This is a genomic window from Pseudonocardia sp. SID8383 (assembly GCF_009864975.1).
GTDB classification, from domain to species: domain Bacteria; phylum Actinomycetota; class Actinomycetes; order Mycobacteriales; family Pseudonocardiaceae; genus Pseudonocardia; species Pseudonocardia alni.
Map to the genome: position 1 here is coordinate 1 of NZ_WWFY01000373.1, position 19,691 is coordinate 19,691.

At 72.9% G+C, this 19,691-nt stretch carries 16 protein-coding genes and 2 pseudogenes; 13 read left to right on the forward strand and 5 right to left on the reverse strand.

The window, feature by feature from the left end:
• Positions 1–378: pseudogene (locus GTW08_RS08900) on the reverse strand (transcriptional regulator); the annotation flags it as partial.
• 102 nt (positions 379–480) lie between these two features.
• Between GTW08_RS08900 and GTW08_RS08905 the strand changes: the two are divergent.
• Positions 481–852: a hypothetical protein gene (locus tag GTW08_RS08905; RefSeq protein ID WP_073575627.1), complete on the forward strand. Its 372-nt coding sequence runs from the start codon at positions 481–483 to the stop codon at positions 850–852.
• On the opposite strand, the gene GTW08_RS08910 is transcribed toward GTW08_RS08905, so the two are convergent.
• The 4 genes from GTW08_RS08910 to GTW08_RS08925 form a co-directional block, all read right to left on the reverse strand.
• Positions 843–1,613, reverse strand: coding sequence for a carbon-nitrogen hydrolase family protein (locus GTW08_RS08910; protein ID WP_073575628.1), 771 nt, complete (start codon positions 1,611–1,613; stop codon positions 843–845). The genes GTW08_RS08905 and GTW08_RS08910 overlap by 10 nt on opposite strands.
• Positions 1,613–3,274 (reverse strand): flavin monoamine oxidase family protein, encoded by a 1,662-nt coding sequence (locus tag GTW08_RS08915; protein ID WP_073575629.1) that lies wholly within the window; start codon positions 3,272–3,274, stop codon positions 1,613–1,615. Before GTW08_RS08915 ends, GTW08_RS08910 begins: the two co-directional genes overlap by 1 nt.
• Positions 3,275–3,345: 71 nt before the next feature.
• Entirely contained in the window at positions 3,346–4,185 is an 840-nt protein-coding gene (locus GTW08_RS08920; protein ID WP_073575630.1) for an SDR family NAD(P)-dependent oxidoreductase, read from the reverse strand.
• Positions 4,186–4,264: 79 nt separating this feature from the next.
• A complete protein-coding gene (locus GTW08_RS08925; protein WP_073575631.1) occupies positions 4,265–4,888 on the reverse strand; it encodes a TetR/AcrR family transcriptional regulator in 624 nt (207 codons plus the stop codon).
• A 415-nt stretch (positions 4,889–5,303) separates the two neighbouring features.
• On the opposite strand from GTW08_RS08925, the gene GTW08_RS31680 reads away from it, so the two are divergent.
• The 12 genes and pseudogenes from GTW08_RS31680 to GTW08_RS08985 all read left to right on the forward strand — a co-directional run.
• Positions 5,304–6,560: a LuxR C-terminal-related transcriptional regulator gene (locus tag GTW08_RS31680; RefSeq protein WP_083658616.1), complete on the forward strand. Its 1,257-nt coding sequence runs from the start codon at positions 5,304–5,306 to the stop codon at positions 6,558–6,560.
• Entirely contained in the window at positions 6,557–7,156 is a 600-nt protein-coding gene (locus tag GTW08_RS08935; RefSeq protein WP_073575632.1) for a hypothetical protein, read from the forward strand. The genes GTW08_RS31680 and GTW08_RS08935 overlap by 4 nt, the downstream gene beginning before the upstream one ends.
• Before the next feature lie 96 nt (positions 7,157–7,252).
• Entirely contained in the window at positions 7,253–8,122 is an 870-nt protein-coding gene (locus GTW08_RS08940; RefSeq protein WP_224403880.1) for an MlaE family ABC transporter permease, read from the forward strand.
• A 12-nt stretch (positions 8,123–8,134) separates the two neighbouring features.
• Entirely contained in the window at positions 8,135–9,016 is an 882-nt protein-coding gene (locus GTW08_RS08945) for an ABC transporter permease (protein ID WP_073575633.1), read from the forward strand.
• 477 nt (positions 9,017–9,493) lie between these two features.
• Positions 9,494–10,240 carry an ABC transporter ATP-binding protein gene (locus GTW08_RS08950; RefSeq protein WP_051050105.1) on the forward strand — a complete coding sequence of 249 codons (747 nt, stop codon included), beginning with the start codon at positions 9,494–9,496 and terminating at the stop codon, positions 10,238–10,240.
• A gap of 1 nt (position 10,241) precedes the next feature.
• A complete protein-coding gene (locus GTW08_RS08955) occupies positions 10,242–11,528 on the forward strand; it encodes an MlaD family protein (RefSeq protein WP_073575634.1) in 1,287 nt (428 codons plus the stop codon).
• Positions 11,525–12,919 (forward strand): MlaD family protein, encoded by a 1,395-nt coding sequence (locus tag GTW08_RS08960; RefSeq protein WP_073575635.1) that lies wholly within the window; start codon positions 11,525–11,527, stop codon positions 12,917–12,919. The genes GTW08_RS08955 and GTW08_RS08960 overlap by 4 nt, the downstream gene beginning before the upstream one ends.
• On the forward strand, positions 12,919–14,280 hold the full coding sequence (locus tag GTW08_RS08965) for an MlaD family protein (RefSeq protein ID WP_139282806.1): 1,362 nt from the start codon (positions 12,919–12,921) through the stop codon (positions 14,278–14,280). The genes GTW08_RS08960 and GTW08_RS08965 overlap by 1 nt, the downstream gene beginning before the upstream one ends.
• Positions 14,280–15,623: an MlaD family protein gene (locus GTW08_RS08970; protein ID WP_073575637.1), complete on the forward strand. Its 1,344-nt coding sequence runs from the start codon at positions 14,280–14,282 to the stop codon at positions 15,621–15,623. Before GTW08_RS08965 ends, GTW08_RS08970 begins: the two co-directional genes overlap by 1 nt.
• On the forward strand, positions 15,623–16,918 hold the full coding sequence (locus GTW08_RS08975; protein ID WP_073575638.1) for an MlaD family protein: 1,296 nt from the start codon (positions 15,623–15,625) through the stop codon (positions 16,916–16,918). The genes GTW08_RS08970 and GTW08_RS08975 overlap by 1 nt, the downstream gene beginning before the upstream one ends.
• Positions 16,919–16,933: 15 nt before the next feature.
• The gene (locus tag GTW08_RS08980; protein WP_073575639.1) at positions 16,934–18,361 is read left to right on the forward strand and encodes an MlaD family protein; all 1,428 of its coding nucleotides are present in this window, start codon (positions 16,934–16,936) and stop codon (positions 18,359–18,361) included.
• A pseudogene (locus GTW08_RS08985) lies at positions 18,358–19,691 on the forward strand (RND transporter); the annotation flags it as partial. The gene GTW08_RS08980 and the pseudogene GTW08_RS08985, both read left to right, overlap by 4 nt.

The window sequence follows — 19,691 nt, forward strand, 5'->3', positions numbered from 1 at the left end:
CCCGACGACGTCGTTGACCGTCCGGGACCAGGCCAGGCCCAGGACGTCGCCGGTGCCGACGGTCTCGGCGAGCAGCGCGGCGGCGAGCGCGGGCACCCCGCCGTCGTCCCGGGCGACCAGGGCGCGGCGCAGCCCGTGGGCGGCGCGGACGGCGGACGAGCGCCGCGCGTCGACGTCCGCGCCCGGGTCGATGTCGACCCGGACCAGTCCCCGCTCGAGGGCCGCGTCCAGCAGCCGGGCCACCTGGAACCGGCTGAGCCCCAGTTCGGTGCCGACCGCGATCCGGGACCGCCCGTGCAGCAGCACCTGCTCGGCCACCTCGGCCGCGAGCACCCGGCGGGCCGGGCCCCAGGCGGGTGCATCGTCGTCACCGCTCATCTGAGCACCGTAGCGCGCGCATCGGCCGGTGATGTTGACCGTCCGTGCCCGCAGCCGTGTACTCGACGGTGTTGGGACCGCTCAGATGAGTGGAGGCAGGCCATGACCGCGACGATCGGCACGACGCCGGCAGCCGCGCACCATCCGGCGCCGGAACCGGCCCCGGTGTCGCGCCAGCTGCTCGTCGGCCGCGACGACGGCTACGGCGACCTCGCCCTGGAACGGTTCGCGCTCACCCCCGGTGCCGGGGCGTGGCACGCCCCGGCCGCGCCGTGCGACCGGCTGCTCGTCGTCCTCGCCGGCCGGGCCCGGGTGGGCGTCGAGGCCGGCGGGCCGTCGGTGGATCTCGCCGCGTACGAGGTCGTGCACGTGGCGGGCGGGCACGCCCACCGGGTCGACGTGCTCGCCCCCGGGCCCGGCGGGTGCCTGGAGTGGATCCTGCTGGCGGGCCCCCGGCCGGACCCTCAGCCGTAGAGGTCGGGGCGGCGGTCGGCCAGGTAGGGGTTCGCCCGCCGTGACACCGCCAGCGCGGACCGGTCCAGCTCGGCCACCAGCAGCTCCGGGTCGCGGCCGGCCCGCACCACGGCGCCGTCCGGCCCGGCGACGCAGGACAGCCCGCCGTAGGTCAGCGACCCCTCGGTGCCGCACCAGTTGGCGTAGGCCACGTACACCTGGTTCTCCCACGCCCTGGCCGGGACGAGCACCCGGGGCACGTGGTCGTAGGGGAGCATGTTCGCGGTCGGGACCAGCACCGCGTCGGCGCCGGCCAGCGCCAGCGCGCGGACGGTCTCGGGGAACTCGACGTCGTAGCAGACCAGCAGGCCGAGGCCCCACCCGTTCCAGGTCACGACGGCGGGCGGGGTGTCCGAGGCGGTGAAGCAGGCCCGGTCGAGCGCGCCGAACAGGTGCGTCTTGCGGTACCCGGCGAGCCGGGTCCCGTCCGGCCCGACCAGGGTGACGGCGTTGGCGACCCGTCCGCCGTGGCGCTCCGGGTAGCCGTAGAGCACCGCCGTGCCCGACGTCCTCGCGATCGCGGTGACGGCGTCCGCCGACGGCCCGTCGGCCGGCTCGGCGAGCGCGGCCACCGCATCGGCGCCGATGTCGTAGCCGGTCAGGAACATCTCCGGGGTGACGAGCAGGTCCGCGTCCGCGGCGGCGCACGCCTCGGCGAGCCGGGCGAGGTTCCCGGCCACGTCGTGCGGCCGGGAGACGGTCTGCAGCAGCGCGACGCGCATCAGTCCGGCAGCGCGGGCGGCGCGAGCTCGGCGAACCGGTCCCCGGGACCGGGGTTGTCCGGCGGGGTGGACCCGCCCAGGTGCGCGACGATCCCCCAGACCGCGTTCAGCGCGGTCTGCACCGCGCCCTCCGCCCAGGCCGGGGTCCACGACACGTCGTCGCCCGCCATGAAGATCCCGCGCTCGGCGGCGGGCAGGTCGTCCTGCACGAAGTGGCAGTACATCCGCCGGTTGTAGCGGTAGTGCCCGGGCAGGGCGCCCTTGAACGCACCGAGGCTGTGCGGGTCGGACTCCCAGGTCACGGTGATCGGGTCGCCGATCACGTGCGCCCCGACGTCGACGGTCGGGTAGATCTTGCGCAGCGCGCCCAGCGCCAGCTCGACCCGCTTCTCGACCGGGTACGGCAGCATCTTCAGCGAGTCGCTCATCCACGAGTACGACAGGCAGATCACCCCGGGCCGGTCCGGCCCGTTGTCGAACAGGTACGTGCTGCGGGTGAGCCGGTCGGTCAGCGTCGTGGACATGACCTCGCGCCCGGTCGCCGGGTCGACGTCGCGCCAGAACGGCCGGTCCACCATCACGAACGTCTTGGTCGACTGCATGTAGCGGGTGCGGTCCAGGGCCATCCACACCTCCTGGCCGAACAGCGACTCGTCGGTGTCGATCTGGGTGGACAGCAGCCAGCTCTGGCAGGTGGTGAGCACCGCGGACACGTCGCGGGTGCCGCCGTAGACGTCGGTGACACGGATCGTGTCCGCGTCGAGGCGGTGCAGCCGCGCGACGCCCGGGCGGGTCCCGCCTCCGTGCAGCGACGACAGGCTGGTCCCGGCGGGCCAGTGCACCAGATCGTCGGGGGTGCGGGTCCACAACCCCTGCGGCACCTGCTCCACCCCGCCGACGACGAGCAGCTGGTCGTCGTCGCAGCCGGTCAGCACCACCCGCAGGATCTCGAGCATCGAGTTCGGGAAGTCCGAGTCCCAGCCGCCGGTCCCGAAGCCGACCTGCCCGAACGCCTCGCGGTGGGCGAAGGACAGGTCGGAGAACGCCTTCGAGGTGGACACGAAGTCGTAGAAGGTGCGGTCGTCCCAGACCTCGACGAGCTCCGCCCACAGCGCCCGGATGCGCGGGATGTCGCGCTCGCGGATCGCCTGCTGCAGGTCGGTGAAGCCCGCGCCCTCCTCCAGCGCGCTCGCCCAGGCGTCGGCGACCTCGGTGAAGAACGGGGGCAGGTCGGCCAGGGTCCGGCCGTAGTACGTCCGCCCGTGCAGGTCGATCACCGTGCTGCCGGCCGCCTCCGTCAGCGGGTTCGGGAACGGCGCGGTGGGCAGCCCGAGCAGGTCGACGTAGTGGTGGAACGCCGTCGAGGAGCGGGGGAAGCGCATCCCGCCCAGCTCGGCGACGATCCCGTCGGCACCCTCGAAGGGCTGCGAGCGCAGCCGTCCGCCCAGGTGGGAGGACTCGTACACGACCGGCCGCAGCCCGATGCGCATCAGCTCGTAGGCGGCGACGAGCCCGGCGATCCCGGCCCCGACGACCACGACCTCGGTCCCCAGCCGGTCCGGTGGGACCCGGCCGAGTCCGGCCGGGTGGGCCAGCCAGTCGTCGTAGGGGAAGGGGAAGTCCGGGCCGAACGCGGTGACGGGTGGCTGCTCGGGGCTCATGGGTGGGCTCCTCGGGTCGTGTGCCGGGGATCACCCGGCCCCGCGACCCTATCCAGGATCCCCGCCCCGGATCAGCCCTTTCCGCGCCGCGAGCGCACGACGCCGGTGACGATCCGCTGGTAGGTGGTCGGCAGCAGCCGCACCATCGAGTCGATGGCCCAGGCGTCCGGTCCGATGAGGACACGGCGCTGGTTGCGCTGCACGCCGTCCAGGATGGTCTTCGCGGCCCGGTCCGGGGTCGTGGTGAGCATCCGCTCGAACTCGGCGGTGGCGTCGGCGGCCGGGCGGCCGGTGGCGGCGGCGACGCTGTCGTCGACCCGGGCGGCCTTCGCGATGTTGGTGCGGATCCCGCCGGGGTGCACGCAGGTCGCGGACACCGGGGACCCGGTGAGCTCGAGGTCCTGGCGCAGCGACTCGGTGAACCCGCGGACCGCGTACTTGCTCGCGTTGTAGCCGCTCATCAGGGGCTGCGCGGCGACGCCGAAGATGCTCGACAGGTTGACCACGTGGCCGGTGCCCGCGGTCTCCATGTGCGGCAGGAACGCCTTGGTCCCGTAGACCACGCCCCAGAAGTTGATGTCCATGATCCATCGGTAGTCCTCCAGGGACAGTGCCCCGGTGGTGCCCGACAGCGCGACGCCGGCGTTGTTGACGATCATGTGGACGGCGCCGTGGTCGGCGACCACGGCGTCGGCCCAGCCGTAGACGGCCTTCTCGTCGGAGACGTCCAGCTCGGCGGTGGTGACCCGCACCTGCGGCCCGGCGAGCGCGGCGGTCTCGGCGAGGCCCGCGGCGTCCCGGTCGGCCAGGGCGAGGTGGCAGCCGTCGCCCGCGAGGCGCAGGGCCAGCGCGCGCCCGATGCCGGACCCGGCTCCGGTGATCGCGGCGGTACGACCGGTGAAGGACTTCATCGTCGGCTCCTCACGAGCGGGGTGTGGTGGGCGACCCTAATCTGATGACGCGTGATTCCACATAGCGGGGTGACCGGCGTCATCCCAGGCCGGTGCCGCCCACGAGGAAGAGGGCGAGCGCGTCCGTGACCCGGTCCCGGGGCGGGTCGAACCCGCTCACCGTCCAGGTCATGACGACGTGGCTGATCCCGCCGATGACGGCGTCGGCGCGCAGACGGGTGGCGGTGGTGTCGGCGGGGGAGGGGTCGGCGTGGTCCGCGGTGAGCGCCAGCAGCAGCCGCCCGAAGCCGGACATGGTCTCCAGCGAGGTCTGCTCGACCTCGGGGCTCACGCCGAGCACCTCGAACCAGACCACCCGGGCGAGCCGCGGGTCGTCCTCCACCACGCGCAGGAACGCGTCGAGGCCGGCCCGGGCCAGCGTGAGCGGGTCGGTGCCGGGCGCCGCGGCCAGTGCGGGGGGCACCGCGTCGCGGAGGCGGGCGGTGCACTCGGTGTAGACGGCGAGCAGCAGTGCCTCGGTGCCCTCGAAGCACTCGTAGAAGTACCGGTCGGCGACGCGTGCCTCACGGCAGATCCGGCGCACGGTGGCCGCCCGGTAGCCGTCGGTCCCCAGCACCTCCAGCCCCGCGTCGAGCAGCCGGCGGCGACGGTCCTCGGCGCGGTCCGACGCGGACGCGCCCGCGTAGGTCCGGCCGGTGCTCACCCCGCCATTCCAGCACGGACGGGTCGCACCCCCGGGCTCCCCGGTGCTGCGGCAGGACGGGGACGGCCCGGGTGCGCCCCCGCCTCGCCTACCTCGACCGGGTGGACCTGCTGTGTACGACCGGCGTGGCGACCGTCGCTCCGAGAAACAGTCCGAGCGTTCGGTTTCTCCACCCGCCGTGACCGGATGATGCGGCCGAGAGGGGCATCACCAGCGTGTTCGGGTGGCGCCGGCCGCGTGGATTTGCCAGACACGTGACCCGCGTCGCATCCTAAAACCGTCATGCGTGACCGGAAGTTGTGTCGGGTTGCGGGTGTGGACGGTCGCATCCAGGCCGTTGCCGTCTCGTTGCACGGGTGAGCAACGCACCCGACGGCGACGTCCGGTGGATGCCACCTCGACGAGGAGGAACGGTATGGGCGAGAGCACGAGCCGCGTGGCCTACATGCGCCGCTGTGACTCCGGCGACCGATGGCCCGGACAGGGACGCCGGATGCCGAGGGCCCAGTCGTCGTGCGTGGTGGACCTCCTGCTGGCGGCCCGTCGCCTCCTCGACGACAGCCGCCTCCCGCACCCCGAGCACGTCGTCGACCTCGGGTCGGCCCGCGCGGTGCTGCGGTCGGTGTGGGCCGAGGCCATGTCCTCGCTCGGCTCCGGCACGGCACCGTCGCCGGAGCTGGTGAGCATGCTCGGCGAGGTCAAGGAGCTCGACGAGCAGCTCCTGCTCGACGAGCTCGCCCACCAGGACCGCGCCCTGCAGCGCGTCCGGGCCGCACTCGCGCAGCTCGGCGAGGCCCGCACCAGCACCGCCCTGCTCGACACCGCCGCCTCGACCGCCTGCGGCCTCGGGTTCGACCGCTCGATCGTCTCGCGTGTGGCGGAATCCCTCTGGATCCCCGAGCGCGTGCACGTCGAGCGCGACCCGGCCTGGGCCGAGGAGATCCTCGTGATGGGCCGCACCCACCCGCAGACCCTCGACGGCCGGATCGTCGAGTCCGAGATGGTCCGCCGGCGCACCTCACTGCTGGTCGACGAGGTGCAGGAACGCCCCGGGGTCAACCGGCCGATCGCCGACGCCTCGATGTCGCGCAGCTACTGCGCCGCACCGATCGTGGTGCACGGCGTCGTCGCCGGGTTCGTGCACGCCGACTGCTACTACCAGCAGCGCAACGTCGACCCGCTCGACCGCCAGCTGCTCACCCTCTACGCCCAGGGGCTCGGCCAGGCCCTGTCCCGCACGATGGTCCTCGACGAGATGGACCAGATCCGGGCCGACGTCGACCGGCTCGCCCGCCGCGTCACCGACGCCCGCGAGGGCGGCCTCGGCGACGGCTGGTGGGGCCACGGCGAGAACGGCCGCGTCACCGAGGGCGCCCCGGTCACGCACACCGGCCCGCAGCGCAGCGTCGTCGACGGCTTCCTGCGCTCCGCACCGGTCGACCCGTCGCTCACCCGCCGCGAGGTCGAGGTCCTGCGGCTGATGGCCACCGGCGACACCAACGCCCGCATCGCCGGCCGCCTGGTGATCTCCGAGGGCACGGTGAAGTCGCACGTCAAGCACATCCTGCGCAAGCTCGGCGCGGCCAACCGGGCCGAGGCCGTCTCGCACTGGCTGCGTGCCGAGCACGACCGATCCGGGCGGGGCGCCGCCGGTCGGGCCGGGTACCGGTGACCGCCGGCGCCCGGGTGTCGCGGGGCGCGCTGCCCACCCCCCTGCGGGCGTACCTGCACCGGCTCGACGTCGCCGCCCGGCACCTGTCGTTCACCGCCCGCCAGGACCTGCGCTCGCACGTCTGGAGCGAGGTGGCACGCACTGCCGGTCCCGCGCCGACAGAGGACCGGCTCGTCCGTGCCCTCGACCGCCTCGGCCCGCCCGAGGCCCTCGTTCCCACCCCCGTGGGGGGTACCTCCCCGGTACTCCGCGACCCCGTGGTCGTGCACCTGCTCGGCTGTTCCCTGCTGACCGCGGGGGTGACCGGGCTGATCGGGCTGGTCCGGGTCTGGCGTGCGCCGACCTGGCCGGTCCGCGACGCGCTGACCGCCACCGTCCTGGTGGTGGCCGGCGCCGTCGCGCTTCCGCTGCTGACCGGCGTCCACCCGGTGGCCGGAGCACTGCTCGGCGGCCTCGGGGCGGGAGCCCTGTCGGCCGCGCTCGTCCTCGGTGCGGTGCTGCTGATCCAGCGTCGGACCCAGCGCAGGGCACTCCGTACGGAGCACACCGCAGAGCCGGTCGCCATTACCACCGATACCCCCCCAGGGGGAGGGTGATCCGCCCCCCACGGGAGGTGTGACCCCCTCTCCTGCGGAGCGACACTTCCGATCGGTGGACCCGGACTGATTCCGGCCCGCACTCGAAGGAGAGTTATGACCACGCCTGGGACCCTCACCCAGACGCCCGACGAGACCGTCGAGGTACCGCGCAGGACGGCGGGTTCCGGCGGGTCGGGTGTGCTCAGGAAGGTCGCCGACCCGTTCGTGATGGCCGGCGAGATGTGGCAGCTGATGGTCAAGGTGTTCGTCCTTGCCGTCCGCAAGCCCGTCGGTTTCTGGGCCGACACCCGAGACCAGTGCTTCGACATCCTCAAGCTCACCTGGCTCCCGATGTCCCTCGCGGCGTTCGGGTTCGGGTTCGGTGCCCCCGGCCTGACCGGTGGGGCGATCTTCTACACCTTCGGCATCCCGTACCGGCTCGGCGCGTTCTTCGAGTTCGCGTCCGTCCGCGAGTTCGCCCCGTTCATCAACGGGATGGTCGTCGCGGGTGTCGTCGGTACGGCCATCACCGCCGACCTCGGCGCACGCCGTATCCGCGACGAGATCGACGCCATGGAGGTCCTCGGCGTCGACCCGATCAGGACGCTGGTGCTGCCGCGGGTGCTGGCCTGCACGATCATGACCGCCGTCCTGGACATCCTGGCGCTGGTCGTCGGCCTGGTCAGCGGCTACGTCGCGGCCGGCCCGATCTTCGACGCGAGCTACGCCGGCTACTACGGCTCCCTGTTCGACCTGCTCAACACGGTCGACCTCTGGGGCAGCGTCGCGAAGTGCGCCCTCTACGGCCTGATCATCGGTGTCGTCTGCTGCTACATCGGTCTCAACGCCAAGGGCGGACCGATCGGCGTGGGCAAGGCGGTCAACCAGGCGGTCGTCATCTCGTTCGCCGGCGTCTGGGTCATCAACTTCGTGTTCACGCTGACCATGCTCGGCCTGAACCCGCAGATGAGCGTCTACAAGTAGGGAGGAGGGGACATGACACAGCTCGACGAGCGTGGCTCCGGCCGCGGACCCGAGGAGCCCGAGCTCCGGGCACCTGAGAAGCAGGGCGTGGACGTCAGCTTCTCCTCCATCACGGGAAAGCTGAAGACCGGCCTGAACGAGGCCGGTGACATCGGCCGGTTCACCGCCGACGTCGTCCGGGACTTCCCGGACATGTTCCGCCGCTACGTGCCCGAGGTGTTCCGCCAGGCGGGCATCCTGATCTTCAGCTCCGCGCTGATCATCTGGTTCATGATGTTCATCATGGGCGGGCAGTGCGGCCTGGAGGCCAGCTACACGCTCAAGCAGATCGGCGCCCCGCTGTACTCCGCGGTGTTCGACGCCTACTGCGGACTGCGCGAGCTGTCGCCGTACATGTGGGGCTGGATCCTCGCGGCCAAGGTCGGCTGCGGCTACGTCGCCGAGATCGGTTCCATGCGGATCTCCGACGAGATCGACGCCATGGAGGTCATGGGCATCAAGTCCAAGTCCTTCCTGGTCGGGACCCGGATCGCGGCCACCGTGATCGCCGTGCCGTTCATGTACTTCGTCGGTCTGGCCATCCTCTACCTGGCCATGTACCTGGTCACGGTGGTGAACCTGGGCGGCGTCTCACCCGGCGGGTTCCTGTACCTGTTCTGGCTCTACCAGAGCCCCTACGACATGATCGCCGCCCTTACCAAGGTCATGGTCGAGTCCATCGTCATCGTCGGTGTGGGCCTCTACTACGGCTACAACGCCACCGGTGGCCCGGTCGGCGTGGGCCGCGCCACGGCCAAGTCGATGATCATCAACCTGGTACTGATCTCCGCGATCGGCGCGATCGGCACCCTGGCCTTCTGGGGGCTCGACACGAACTCCCCGATCGCCAACTGAGTCCCTCCGGGGCCCGCGCCGCCACATCCCCTGCGGCCGGGCCCCGGAGTCCCGCACCCCGACGACATCCCCGCCCCCGACGAAGACCCCCGTCACGGCCCGGCCCTCCCCAGCCGGCCACGGACCCGGACGTCGCTCCCCGCCGCCCGGTCCATCGCACCGCGCCCGCTCCCCGGATCGCAGTGCTCGTTCCCCGCACCACCGCAGGACGCGGACGCCGCGTCCACGGTCCCCGGAAGCCTCCGGGGACCGCTCCCGCAGCACGTGATCCGCGTGCCGGCTCCCCCGCGCCGGCACGCGCCAGGTCGTCCAGGAGGATCAGTGACCTCGCCGAACCAGCCGCGGTACACGCCATCGGGCTCCGAGTACCCCACCCAGCAGATTCCACCCGTCCACGACGGGGGGACCCAGGCCACGGCCACCCGTGGCCCCGGCTGGTCGACCGAGACCCGGGAGTTCCGCTACGGGACCGACCCGATCCTGCAGGTCGAGGGGCTCGCCAAGTCGTTCGGCAGCACCCAGATCCTCAAGAACATCAACTTCAACTTCCAGCACGACGCCATCACCACCGTGCTCGGCCCGTCCGGTACCGGCAAGTCGGTGCTGATCAAGCACCTGGTCGGCCTGCTCGCCCCGGACCGCGGCGCGGTCTACGTGGGCGGGGTCGACATCTGGTCGATGAGCGAGAACGAGCGCTACGACATGCGGACCCGGTTCGGGGTCTGCTGGCAGGACGGTGCGCTGTTCGGCTCGATGAACCTCTACGACAACGTCGCCTTCCCGCTCCGCAAGCACACGCGGATGTCGGAGAAGGAGGTCGAGAAGACGGTCATGACCGCGCTCGACGAGGTCGGTCTGGCCAAGGCGGCGCACAAGGCGCCGAACGAGGTGTCCGGTGGCATGAAGAAGCGCGCCGGCTTCGCCCGCGCGCTGGTGATGAACCCCGACATCGTGCTGTTCGACGAGCCGGACTCCGGTCTCGACCCGGTCCGTACCTCGCTGCTCTGCGACATCATCATGGACGTCCACAACCAGCACGGTGGGACGTACCTGCTGGTCACGCACGACATCAAGACCGCCCGCAAGGTCAGCGACTACGTCGGACTGATCTGGAAGGGCGAGGTCGTCCACTACGGACCGGCGCACGAGGCGTTCGAGCACCAGGACCCGTTCGTCAAGCAGTTCCTCGCGGGGCAGTCCGCCGGACCCCTCGGGATGGACTGAGATGAGCGGACTCCTGGGCAAGCTCGCCGCCGGGATGGTGGCGCTGCTCGTGGTGGGGGGTGTGTTCGTCGCCGTCGGCGGCACGCAGCCCTACACGGTCAGCGCCGTCCTGCCGGCAGGCAACCCGAACCTCATCCCCGGTGCGCCGATCTACATCGACGGCTTCCAGGCCGGGGAGATCTCCTCCGTCCGGCCCGAGGAGGGCCACGCGGTCGTCGAGTTCACCGTCGACGACGGCCTCGCCCCGCTGCACGCCGGCGCGTTCGTCCACGTCCAGTGGAAGGCCGTCGTCGGTGAGCGCCTGCTGTTCGTGCAGGACGGTCCCAAGGACTACGCCGAGATCCCCAGCGGCGGCATGGTGCAGGGCGACTTCCCGAAGCCGACCGAGGTCGCCGACGTGCTCGCCGCCCTCGACGAGCCCACCCGGGCGCGCCTGACCGGCCTGGTCGGGACCCTGCAGAACACCGTCACCGGGCACGAGCAGGACCTCAACGCCACCGTGAACACCGCCGGACCCGCGCTCGCCGCGGTCGGCAACGTGCTGCGCGGCATCGGCACCGACGGTCCCGCGATCTCCAAGCTGGTCACGGACCTGAACGGCACCGTCGACACCCTGGCCCGGCGCCAGCAGGACCTCGGCGCCGTCGTCGACGAGCTGGGCACCAGCGCCCGCGCGACGGCCGCCCAGCGCGAGCAGCTGCGCGCCGCGCTGGCCAAGCTGCCCCCGACGTTGCGCACCGCGCAGGGCACGCTGAACAAGGTCCCCGGCGTCACCGACGAGGCACTGCCGCTGCTGGAGGACCTGCGCCCGGCGACGGAGAAGCTGCCCGGCGTGTCCGCGCAGCTCGCCCCGCTGCTGCAGGACCTGCGGCCGCTGGTCGCCGACCTCAAGCCCACCCTCGAGGCGGCGTCGGCGCTGCTCGACCGCACCCCCGGCCTGCTCGACTCCTCGAACCGCGCGCTGCCGGGCCTCGCCGAGACCGCGGGCGGCTACGCGCCGGTGCTCGAGGCGCTGCGCCCCTACACCCCCGAGGTCGTCGGGTTCCTCTCCACGTGGGGCTCCGCCGCCCAGAACTTCGACTCGAACGGCCGTTACATGCGGATCTTCGCGCAGGCCGGCCCCGCCACGCCGGTCATCTACCCGCCGGGCGTCACGCCGCCGGGGATCGTCCCCAACCCGAACCCGGCCCCCGGCTCGGCCGACGAGACCTCCGGCAACGGCGAGCAGAACCCGGGCGCGCCGCTCCTGCCGCAGCTCGGTGACGCCAGCGGGGAGGGTCCGCGATGAGCTCGACCCTGGGCTTCTCCCGCTGGCGGATCCTCGCCGTCGGCCTCGTCGCGCTCCTCGCGGGCACCGGCGCCGCGGCCGGCATCTCGAACGCCGAGTCCGGCCGGATCGTGATCGCGGAGTTCACCGACGTCAGCCCGATCCTCGCCGGCCAGCAGGTCAAGATCAACGGTGTCACGGTCGGCGAGGTGGGCCAGCTGCAGTTCGACCCGCAGCGCAAGGTCGCCGAGGTCCCGCTCCGCGTCGACGCGCGTGCCCTGCCGATCCACTCCGACGCGAAGGTGACCGTCGCCCCGGTCTCGCTGCTCGGTGAGCGCTTCCTCAACCTGAACACCGGCACCCCGGGCTCGCCCGAGCTGCCGATGAACACGCCGATCGGTGTCGAGCGGACCGGCCAGGAGGCCGACCTGCAGAACATCCTCGACACCCTCGACGACCCGACGGCCGGCGCGTTGGCCGCGCTGGTCACCACGCTCGGCCAGGGCACGCAGAACAACGGTGAGAACATCCAGAAGACCCTCGCCGCGCTCGCCCCGGCCATGAAGGACACCAACCAGCTCGTCGGTGTCCTGTCCGACCAGAACGAGCTGCTCGGCCGGGTCATCGACCAGGTCGAGCCGGTCACCGGCGCACTCGCCGTCGACCAGGGCAGACGGCTCGACGGCCTGGTCGCCTCGACCACGTCGCTGCTCGACACCACCTCCGCCCGCGACGCGCAGCTGCGCGGCACCCTGCAGGAGCTCCCCAGCACCCTGGCCGCGGCCCGCGCCACCCTCGGCGAGCTCGCCGGCACGGCGCAGTCCACCGCGGTCACCCTGGGCAACCTGCGGCCGACCACCGACAACCTGGTGGACATCAGTCGCGAGCTGCAGCGCTTCGCCGACTCGGCGGACCCGGCGCTGGCCTCGGCCGACCCGGTCCTGGACCGGGCGAGCGAGCTGCTCGACCAGGCGCAGCCGGTCGCCGCGGAGCTCCGGGCCGCGGGCCCGGACCTGCAGCGCACCGTCACCGGCGCCGAGCCGATCGTGCGCGACCTCAACGGCAACCTCGGCAACGTCCTCGGCTTCATCCGGAACTGGGCGCTGACCACCAACGAGAAGGACGGGCTGTCCCACTACTTCCGGGCCAGCTACGTGCTCAACGGCGACCCGGTCACCGGCTTCGCGCCGGGCGGGCTGCCGGACATCGCGCCCGCGCCCGCCCCGGACGCCACCCCGAACCAGCAGGTGAACGAGCCCGCCCCGTCCCAGCCGGGACCGGGGACCGCGGCCCAGCCGGGTCAGGACTCCAACACCCTGCTGCAGAGCCAGCCCACCCCCGAGAGCAGCGCCACCGGGCTCAGCCCCGAGCAGGAGCAGGGCGCGCTCGGAACCCTGCTGGGAGGCCAGTGATGGCGAGTGCCAAGCCCAAGCGCGGCGCGCGCTTCCGGTCCGGCCTGATCGGCCTGCTGATGTTCGTCGCGGCCGGGTTCTTCCTCTACGTCGCGCTGAACGCCCAGAAGGGGTTGCCCTTCGCCCAGCACGAGTTCCGCACCGCGGCCGTGTCGGACACCGGTGACCTCGCCGTCGGCAACGACGTCCGGGTCGGCCAGGTCCGCGTCGGACGCGTCGACGACATCACGATCGCCGACGGCGTCCCGCAGGTCCGGATGCAGCTCGACGACGCCGCGACCGAGGTCTTCAAGGACGGCTCGGCCGCGGTGACCGGCCGGTCCGGTCTCGGCCAGCAGTACCTGGACCTCGACATCGGGCACGAGCAGGCGGGCGTCCTCGGCGAGGACGACGTCCTGCCGGTCCAGCGTTCCCGCGGCGCGGTGCAGCTGCTGGACCTGGCCGAGGTCTTCGACCCGGCCACCCAGGACGCCACCCGCGGCGCGCTCCAGCAGCTCGGCAACGGCGCCGCCGGACACGGCCAGGACCTGGCGGACGTGGCGAAGGCCGGTCCGCAGATCCTGCCCTCGCTCGGCACGACCGCCCGGTCGCTGTCGGTCGACGGCGGCCGCGACCTGACCGGCATGCTCCAGTCCCTGGAGAGCCTGTCGTCCCGCTTCCAGGGCCGCGAGCAGGAGATCTCCTCGCTGGTCGGCCGGCTCGACACCACGTTCGCGGCGATCAATGCGGACAAGGGCACGGCGCTGGGCGACACCCTCGACATCGCCCCCGAGGCGCTGCCGGCAGCCCGCACGGCCCTGGAGGACCTGCAGCAGCCGCTCGCGTCGACGAACTCGGCGATGACGCAGCTGCAGACCGGTGCCCGCTCGCTCGGCGACGCCACCCCGGACCTGCGGGGCGTGCTGGTCGAGGCCCCGCAGCCGCTGGACAAGCTGCCCGGCGTCTCCGACTCGGCCGAGCCCGCGCTCGGCTCGCTGACCCCCGCCGTCGCCGACGCCCGCCCCGTGGCGCCGAAGGTGACCCAGGGAGTCGGCTTCGCGAACACCCCGCTGCAGGTGCTGGCGCCCTACTCGCCGGAGATCGCGCAGTGGTTCACCCACGCCAGCTTCGCGCTGTCCGACGGTGACGCCGCCGGACACCACCTGCGGTTCACGCTGATGGTCCGGCCGGAGTCCTTCGCCGGTGCGGCGGGTCTGCCCGACCCGACGCGGGCGGGCGACCCCTACCCGGCCCCCGGCCAGGCACCGAACGACGCCTCGCTCGGCCTGCTGCCCGCCCCGGGCCCGTCCAACCGGACGCCCCAGGAGCAGCCCGGCCAGGGCGACAGCGCCGCCGGCGGCGGCCTTCTCGGAGGTAACTGATGAGCGCCCCCGCACAGGGCACCACCGCCACGCCGCGGCTGCGGCGCCGCCTCCCGCTGTGGGTGGCCGCGCTCGCCGTCATCGGCCTGATGCTGCTGTCGCTGGTCCTCGGGCTGTTCAAGCCGCAGGTCACGACGCTGCTGATGAAGCTGACCGGGTCGCAGACCCGCACCATCCACTTCGCCGCGAACCAGTTCCTGTTCGAGGACGCGTCGAAGGCGAAGGTCGCCGGTGTCGACTCCGGTGTCGTCAGCTCGGTCGACCCGGCCCCCGACGGCGGCGCGATCGTGACCGTCGTGGTCGACCCGGAGGTCGTGGACACCGTCGGCGACCAGCCGTCGGCACGCCTGCGGCCCACGACCCTGCTGTCCGGCCTGTTCTACATCGACATCGTCCCCGGCGGTGACCGCACCGCGGAGTGGACCCAGCAGATCCCGGTGGACCGCACCCGGCTGCCCACCGAGGTCGACGACGTCGCCGAGCGGCTGCAGCCCGACGCCCTGGAGGGCGCGAAGGTCGCGGTCACCCAGTTCGACGAGACCCTCGGCAACGCCGGCGGCAACGAGGCGCTGCACGAGCTCCTCGCCGCGGCGCCGGGGACCCTCGGGCCGGGCGCCGGGGTCATCGAGTCCCTGCGCGGCACCCAGCCGGAGAAGGACCTGACCGACGTCGTGCGGGGCCTGCAGCGGACCACCGGCACGCTCAACCGCGAGCCCGGCCAGCTGGACGGCATCGTCGCGAACCTGCAGGACACCACCCAGGTCATGGCCGAGACCTCCGGTCCGGTCGCGGACGCGATCAACCGGCTGCCCGGCGTCCTCGACACCACCGACGCCGGCCTGAAGCGGCTGAACGTGTCGCTGGACAAGCTGCGCGACACCGCGGGCCCGGCCCGGCCGACCGTCCAGGAGCTCGACGCGTTCCTGGGCCGCGCCGAGCCCGTGCTCGCCGACGCCCGCCCGCTGGTGTCCGACCTGCGCGCCGCGCTGGTCGACACCCGGCCGCTGGTCGAGGGCCTGATCCCGGCCAGCGAGGGCGCCACGCGGGTCCTCGACGACCTGCCCGCTCCGCTGGAGCGACTCAACGGTCCGGTCCTGGACTCGCTGAACACCCCGTTCGTCGGGGAGGGCCCCTTCTCCGCGGTCGACAGCCGCGGTGTCCCGCTCAAGGACGAGGTCGGCCACATGTTCTCGAACCTGAACAAGACCGGCGCCTACGTCGACCCCAACGGGCACGCGGTGTCCTTCCACCCCGGTCCCGGGCTCGGCACCGTGCCCGGCCTGGGCTCGGTGAGCCTGGAGAACATGTTCCAGCAGATCTTCCACGGGACGGGTGGTCGATGATGACGGCAACTCCCACACCTGCACCGGAGACCCCGCGGGGCCTCGGCGCCCGGGTGCGGTCCGGTCTGGACCGCGTCCGGAACGAGCCGGGGCTGGGCCGCAACGTCATCGCCCTCGGCGTGGTGATGGTGCTCGGGCTCGTCTGCGGGGGCTACATCCTGTCCCAGCAGCGGTTCGTCGCTCCGTGGGCGAACGAGAAGATGGTCTACGCGACCTTCTCCGAGACCCCGGCGCTCGCCCCGGGCCGCGGCCAGGAGGTCCGGATGTCCGGCGTCCCGGTCGGCGACATCCGCTCCTCCGAGCTGACGCCGGAGGGCACCGCCCGGGTGCTGCTGGCGATCGACCGCAACGACTACGACGGCCCCGTCTACGACAACGCCACCGTGGTCCTGCGGCCGAAGAGCCCGCTCAACGAGATGTACATCGAGATGGACCCCGGCACCCCGGCCGGCACGGTCCTCGACGACTACGGCGTGCTGCCCGTCGCCAACGCCAAGCCGCCGGTGCAGATCGACGCGGCACTGGCCCACCTGGACCAGAACGCGCTGGCCGCGGTGCAGTCGCTGCTGGAGGCCTCGGACGTCGCGCTGGCGACGGCGCCGCAGGACCTCCCGCAGGGCGTGCGCGCCACCACCGAGGTGGTCGACCGGCTCAAGCCGGTCGTCGACCAGCTCGACCGGCGGCGCGACAACCTCGCCCGCCTGGTCACCTCGATCGGCCGGCTGTCCACCGCCGTCGGCGGCGACGAGAAGCGCCTCACCACCCTGGCGAACTCGCTGTCGACCACGCTGAAGACGGTGTCCGCGCAGAGCCAGGCCCTGCGCGACTCGCTGAACCAGCTGCCCGGCGTCGTCGACAACCTGGGTGCGGCCACCGGCAACGTCCAGCAGCTGTCCGACCAGCTCGACCCGACCCTGGACAACGTCCGGGCCGCCTCGGAGCAGCTGCCGGACGCCCTGGACCGGCTGACCGACACCGTCGACACGCTCGACACCACCGTCGACAAGGCCCGCCCGGTCGCGCAGAAGCTGAAGCCGGTCGCAGCGGACCTGCGCCCGTTCGTGAACGACCTGAACGGGACGCTGCCCGCGCTGAAGGAGATCTCCGGCCGGCTCGACCCGGTCACCGCGGGTCTCCAGCAGTACCTGCCGGACCTGAACGCCTTCGTCTACCAGACGTCGTCGGTCACCAGCCTGCGCGACGCCAACGGCGGCATCCTGCGCGGTCTGCTCCAGTTCGGCCCGACCACCATCCCGGCGCCCGGCGCCGACGAGCTCACCCAGACGCCCCGGTAAGGAGGTGACCCCCGGATGAAGATCCCCCACTCCGCGCTCCCCGCGATCAGGACGACGATCCTGCTCGCCTTCACCGCGGCGTCGGCGTTCGTGTTCCTGTTCTTCTGGACCTCGGTCGGCGGCTACGTGCCCGGATACACCCAGAAGCAGTACACGACCGCGTTCCACGTCGACAAGGTCAACAACCTGGTCCCGCAGTCCGACGTCACCCTCAACGGGGTGAAGGTCGGCAAGGTCCTGACCATCGAGGCGACCCCGGACGGGCGCGCCGACGTGCTCGTCAACATGACCGACGCCGACGCCATCCCGCTGCACGAGGGCGTCACCGGCCGGATCAACTCGAAGACCCTGGTCGAGGAGACCTACGTGTCCCTCGTCGACGGCCGCGGAGCCGAGCTGCCCGACGGCAGCCGGCTCCCGGACGGCGCCGTCCAGTCGGCGGTGCTGCTCGACGACCTGATCCGGACCCTGCCCGAGGACCGCCGCGTCGCGCTGGCCTCCACCCTGCAGTCGCTGGGTGCGGCCACGAAGGACTCCCAGGCCGGCGTCGACGGTGCCCTGGCCGGCCTCGGCCGGCTGGGCCGCGAGGGCGGCACCGCCCTCGACGCGCTGGCCGCGCAGTCGAAGGACCTGGAGCAGCTCTCGCAGAACACCGCCGCGGTGCTCGCCGCGCTGGATATCCAGCGCGGCCGCATCGCCGACCTGGTGACCGACGCCAACCTGGTCACCGAGGTCACCGCGAACAGCCGCACCGACCTGGAGAACACCATCCGGGAGCTGCCGCCGACCCTGAAGGCGGCCGACGACGCCAGCGACGACCTGTCCCGGCTCGCCGGCGGGCTCGGCCCGGTCGCGGCGAACCTGGACCGGGCGGCGCCCGCGCTCAACGCCGCGCTCAACGAGCTCCCGGCCACCACCCGCGACCTGCGGGGGCTGCTGCCCTCGCTCGACGCGACCCTGGGCAAGGCCCCGGTCACCCTGGACAAGGTCCCGCAGTTCTCCGACGACCTGCGCGCCCTGCTGCCCGAGGCCGACCGCGCCCTGCTCCAGCTCAACCCGATGCTGGAGTACCTCAAGCCCTACGGCGGCGACATCTACCAGTTCTTCACCAACTTCGGTGAGACGGTGTCGCGCGGCGACGCCAACGGCACGCTCCTGCGCGTGATGCTGGTCTTCCACGCGCAGTCGTTCGCGGGGAACCCCGTCCCGCTGAACGAGATCCCGCCGCTGGACGACAACAACCCGTACCCGCGGCCGGGCACCCAGAACAGCCCGGAGGACGACGCGCCCCCGCCGCAGGTGGCCGACCCAGGACCGGCGAACGACTCGCCGCCCCCCGGACCGGCCCCGACCGTCGGGCCGCAGCCCGAGGGCGACGCCGCCCGCGGCGACGCGCCGGCGCCGGAACCGTCCGGCGGTGGACTCCTGGGGCTCGGCGGATGACCCGCCCGTCCCGCACGACCCTCGAAGGGCGTAGGGCCGCACTCGCGGCGCTGCGCCCTTCGAGGCGTTCCGCGCTGGGTCTGATCATGGTCCTCGCCCTGGTGGCGCTGACCGTGGCGGGCGTGTCCCGGGTGAAGGTCGAGACCGGCGTCGAGTCGTTCCTGCCGTCGTCGGACCCGTCGGTGCAGCGCTACACCGAGCTCGCCCGGTCCTTCGGCGGTGACCCGATCGTCGTGCTGCTGCGCGCCCCGCAGGCCCCCGGCCTGCTCGAACGGGACGTGCTGCCCCGGGTCCTCGGGGTCGAGGGACAGCTGTCCCAGCTGCCCGACGTCGCGTCGGTCTACGGCCCGGCGACGACGCTGAACCAGCTGGCGTCGCAGTCGCAGAAGCTGCTCGCCGAGCTCACCGGCCGCCGCGACGGCCTGCAGCGCGCCGCGGCGATCACCGCCGAGCAGCGCGGCGAGGACCCGGTCGCCGCCGGGAACGCGGCCGTCGCCGCCTTCGACGCCCGCTACGGTCCGCTGATCGTGCAGGGCCTGCCCGTCGGGCTGCCCACCCTGCGCAACCAGCGCTTCATCGACCACTCGATCATGGGATCGGGCGGTGAGCCGCGGCCGCAGTGGCGCTACGTCGTCCCCGACGACCGGTCCCTGGCAATCCTGGTCCGCCCCCGTGAGGGACTCGACCAGGCCGGGACCGAGCAGCTCGTCGCCGCGGTGAACGACACCGTCGCGCAGGCCCAGCTGCCCGCCGAGGCGACCGTCTCCGGCGTCCCCGCGATCACCGCCTCGCTCGGTGTCGCGGTCGACCGGGAGGCCCCGGTCCTCGGCGCGGTCGCGGTCGTCGCGATCGGGCTGTGCCTGTTCCTGGTGCCCTGGACCCGGCGGCGACGGCGGCTGATCCCGCTGGCCGTCACCCTCGCCGCCACCGCGGCGACGCTGGCCGTGCTCGGCTGGGCCGGGCGACCGGTCTCGCTGGGCGTGGTCGCGTTCCTGCCGGTCCTGGTGGGCCTCGGCAGCTACTACCCGACCTACTTCGCCCGCGGGGCACGGCCGCGGACGGTCGTCGTCGTCGCGGCGGGGACGGCGGCCGGGTTCGGCGCGCTGCTCCTCTCGCCGCTGCCGTTCGTACGCGACCTCGGGTCGACCCTGGCCCTGGGGGTCGCGTTCGCGGTGGCGCTCGGCTGGTTCGTCTACCGGCCCGGTGGGTGGGCCGGCCCGGACCGGCCCGCGTCCGACGCGCAGGTCGACCCCGCGACCGATCCCGCACCCGATGCCGCCGCCGACCCGGCCGACACGGAGCCGCCCGCCCCCGACGCCGACCCGGCCGA

What these genes read in the sequence shown, in the direction of transcription:
- GTW08_RS08965 (WP_139282806.1), top strand. Translation starts at nt 12,919, where the DNA reads ATGGCGAGTGCCAAGCCCAAGCGCGGCGCGCGCTTCCGGTCCGGCCTG.
- GTW08_RS08905 (WP_073575627.1), top strand. Translation starts at nt 481, where the DNA reads ATGACCGCGACGATCGGCACGACGCCGGCAGCCGCGCACCATCCGGCG.
- GTW08_RS08970 (WP_073575637.1), top strand. Translation starts at nt 14,280, where the DNA reads ATGAGCGCCCCCGCACAGGGCACCACCGCCACGCCGCGGCTGCGGCGC.
- GTW08_RS31680 (WP_083658616.1), top strand. Translation starts at nt 5,304, where the DNA reads ATGGGCGAGAGCACGAGCCGCGTGGCCTACATGCGCCGCTGTGACTCC.
- GTW08_RS08955 (WP_073575634.1), top strand. Translation starts at nt 10,242, where the DNA reads ATGAGCGGACTCCTGGGCAAGCTCGCCGCCGGGATGGTGGCGCTGCTC.
- GTW08_RS08940 (WP_224403880.1), top strand. Translation starts at nt 7,253, where the DNA reads ATGACCACGCCTGGGACCCTCACCCAGACGCCCGACGAGACCGTCGAG.
- GTW08_RS08975 (WP_073575638.1), top strand. Translation starts at nt 15,623, where the DNA reads ATGACGGCAACTCCCACACCTGCACCGGAGACCCCGCGGGGCCTCGGC.
- GTW08_RS08960 (WP_073575635.1), top strand. Translation starts at nt 11,525, where the DNA reads ATGAGCTCGACCCTGGGCTTCTCCCGCTGGCGGATCCTCGCCGTCGGC.
- GTW08_RS08980 (WP_073575639.1), top strand. Translation starts at nt 16,934, where the DNA reads ATGAAGATCCCCCACTCCGCGCTCCCCGCGATCAGGACGACGATCCTG.
- GTW08_RS08920 (WP_073575630.1), bottom strand. Translation starts at nt 4,185, where the DNA reads ATGAAGTCCTTCACCGGTCGTACCGCCGCGATCACCGGAGCCGGGTCC.
- GTW08_RS08910 (WP_073575628.1), bottom strand. Translation starts at nt 1,613, where the DNA reads ATGCGCGTCGCGCTGCTGCAGACCGTCTCCCGGCCGCACGACGTGGCC.
- GTW08_RS08945 (WP_073575633.1), top strand. Translation starts at nt 8,135, where the DNA reads ATGACACAGCTCGACGAGCGTGGCTCCGGCCGCGGACCCGAGGAGCCC.
- GTW08_RS08915 (WP_073575629.1), bottom strand. Translation starts at nt 3,274, where the DNA reads ATGAGCCCCGAGCAGCCACCCGTCACCGCGTTCGGCCCGGACTTCCCC.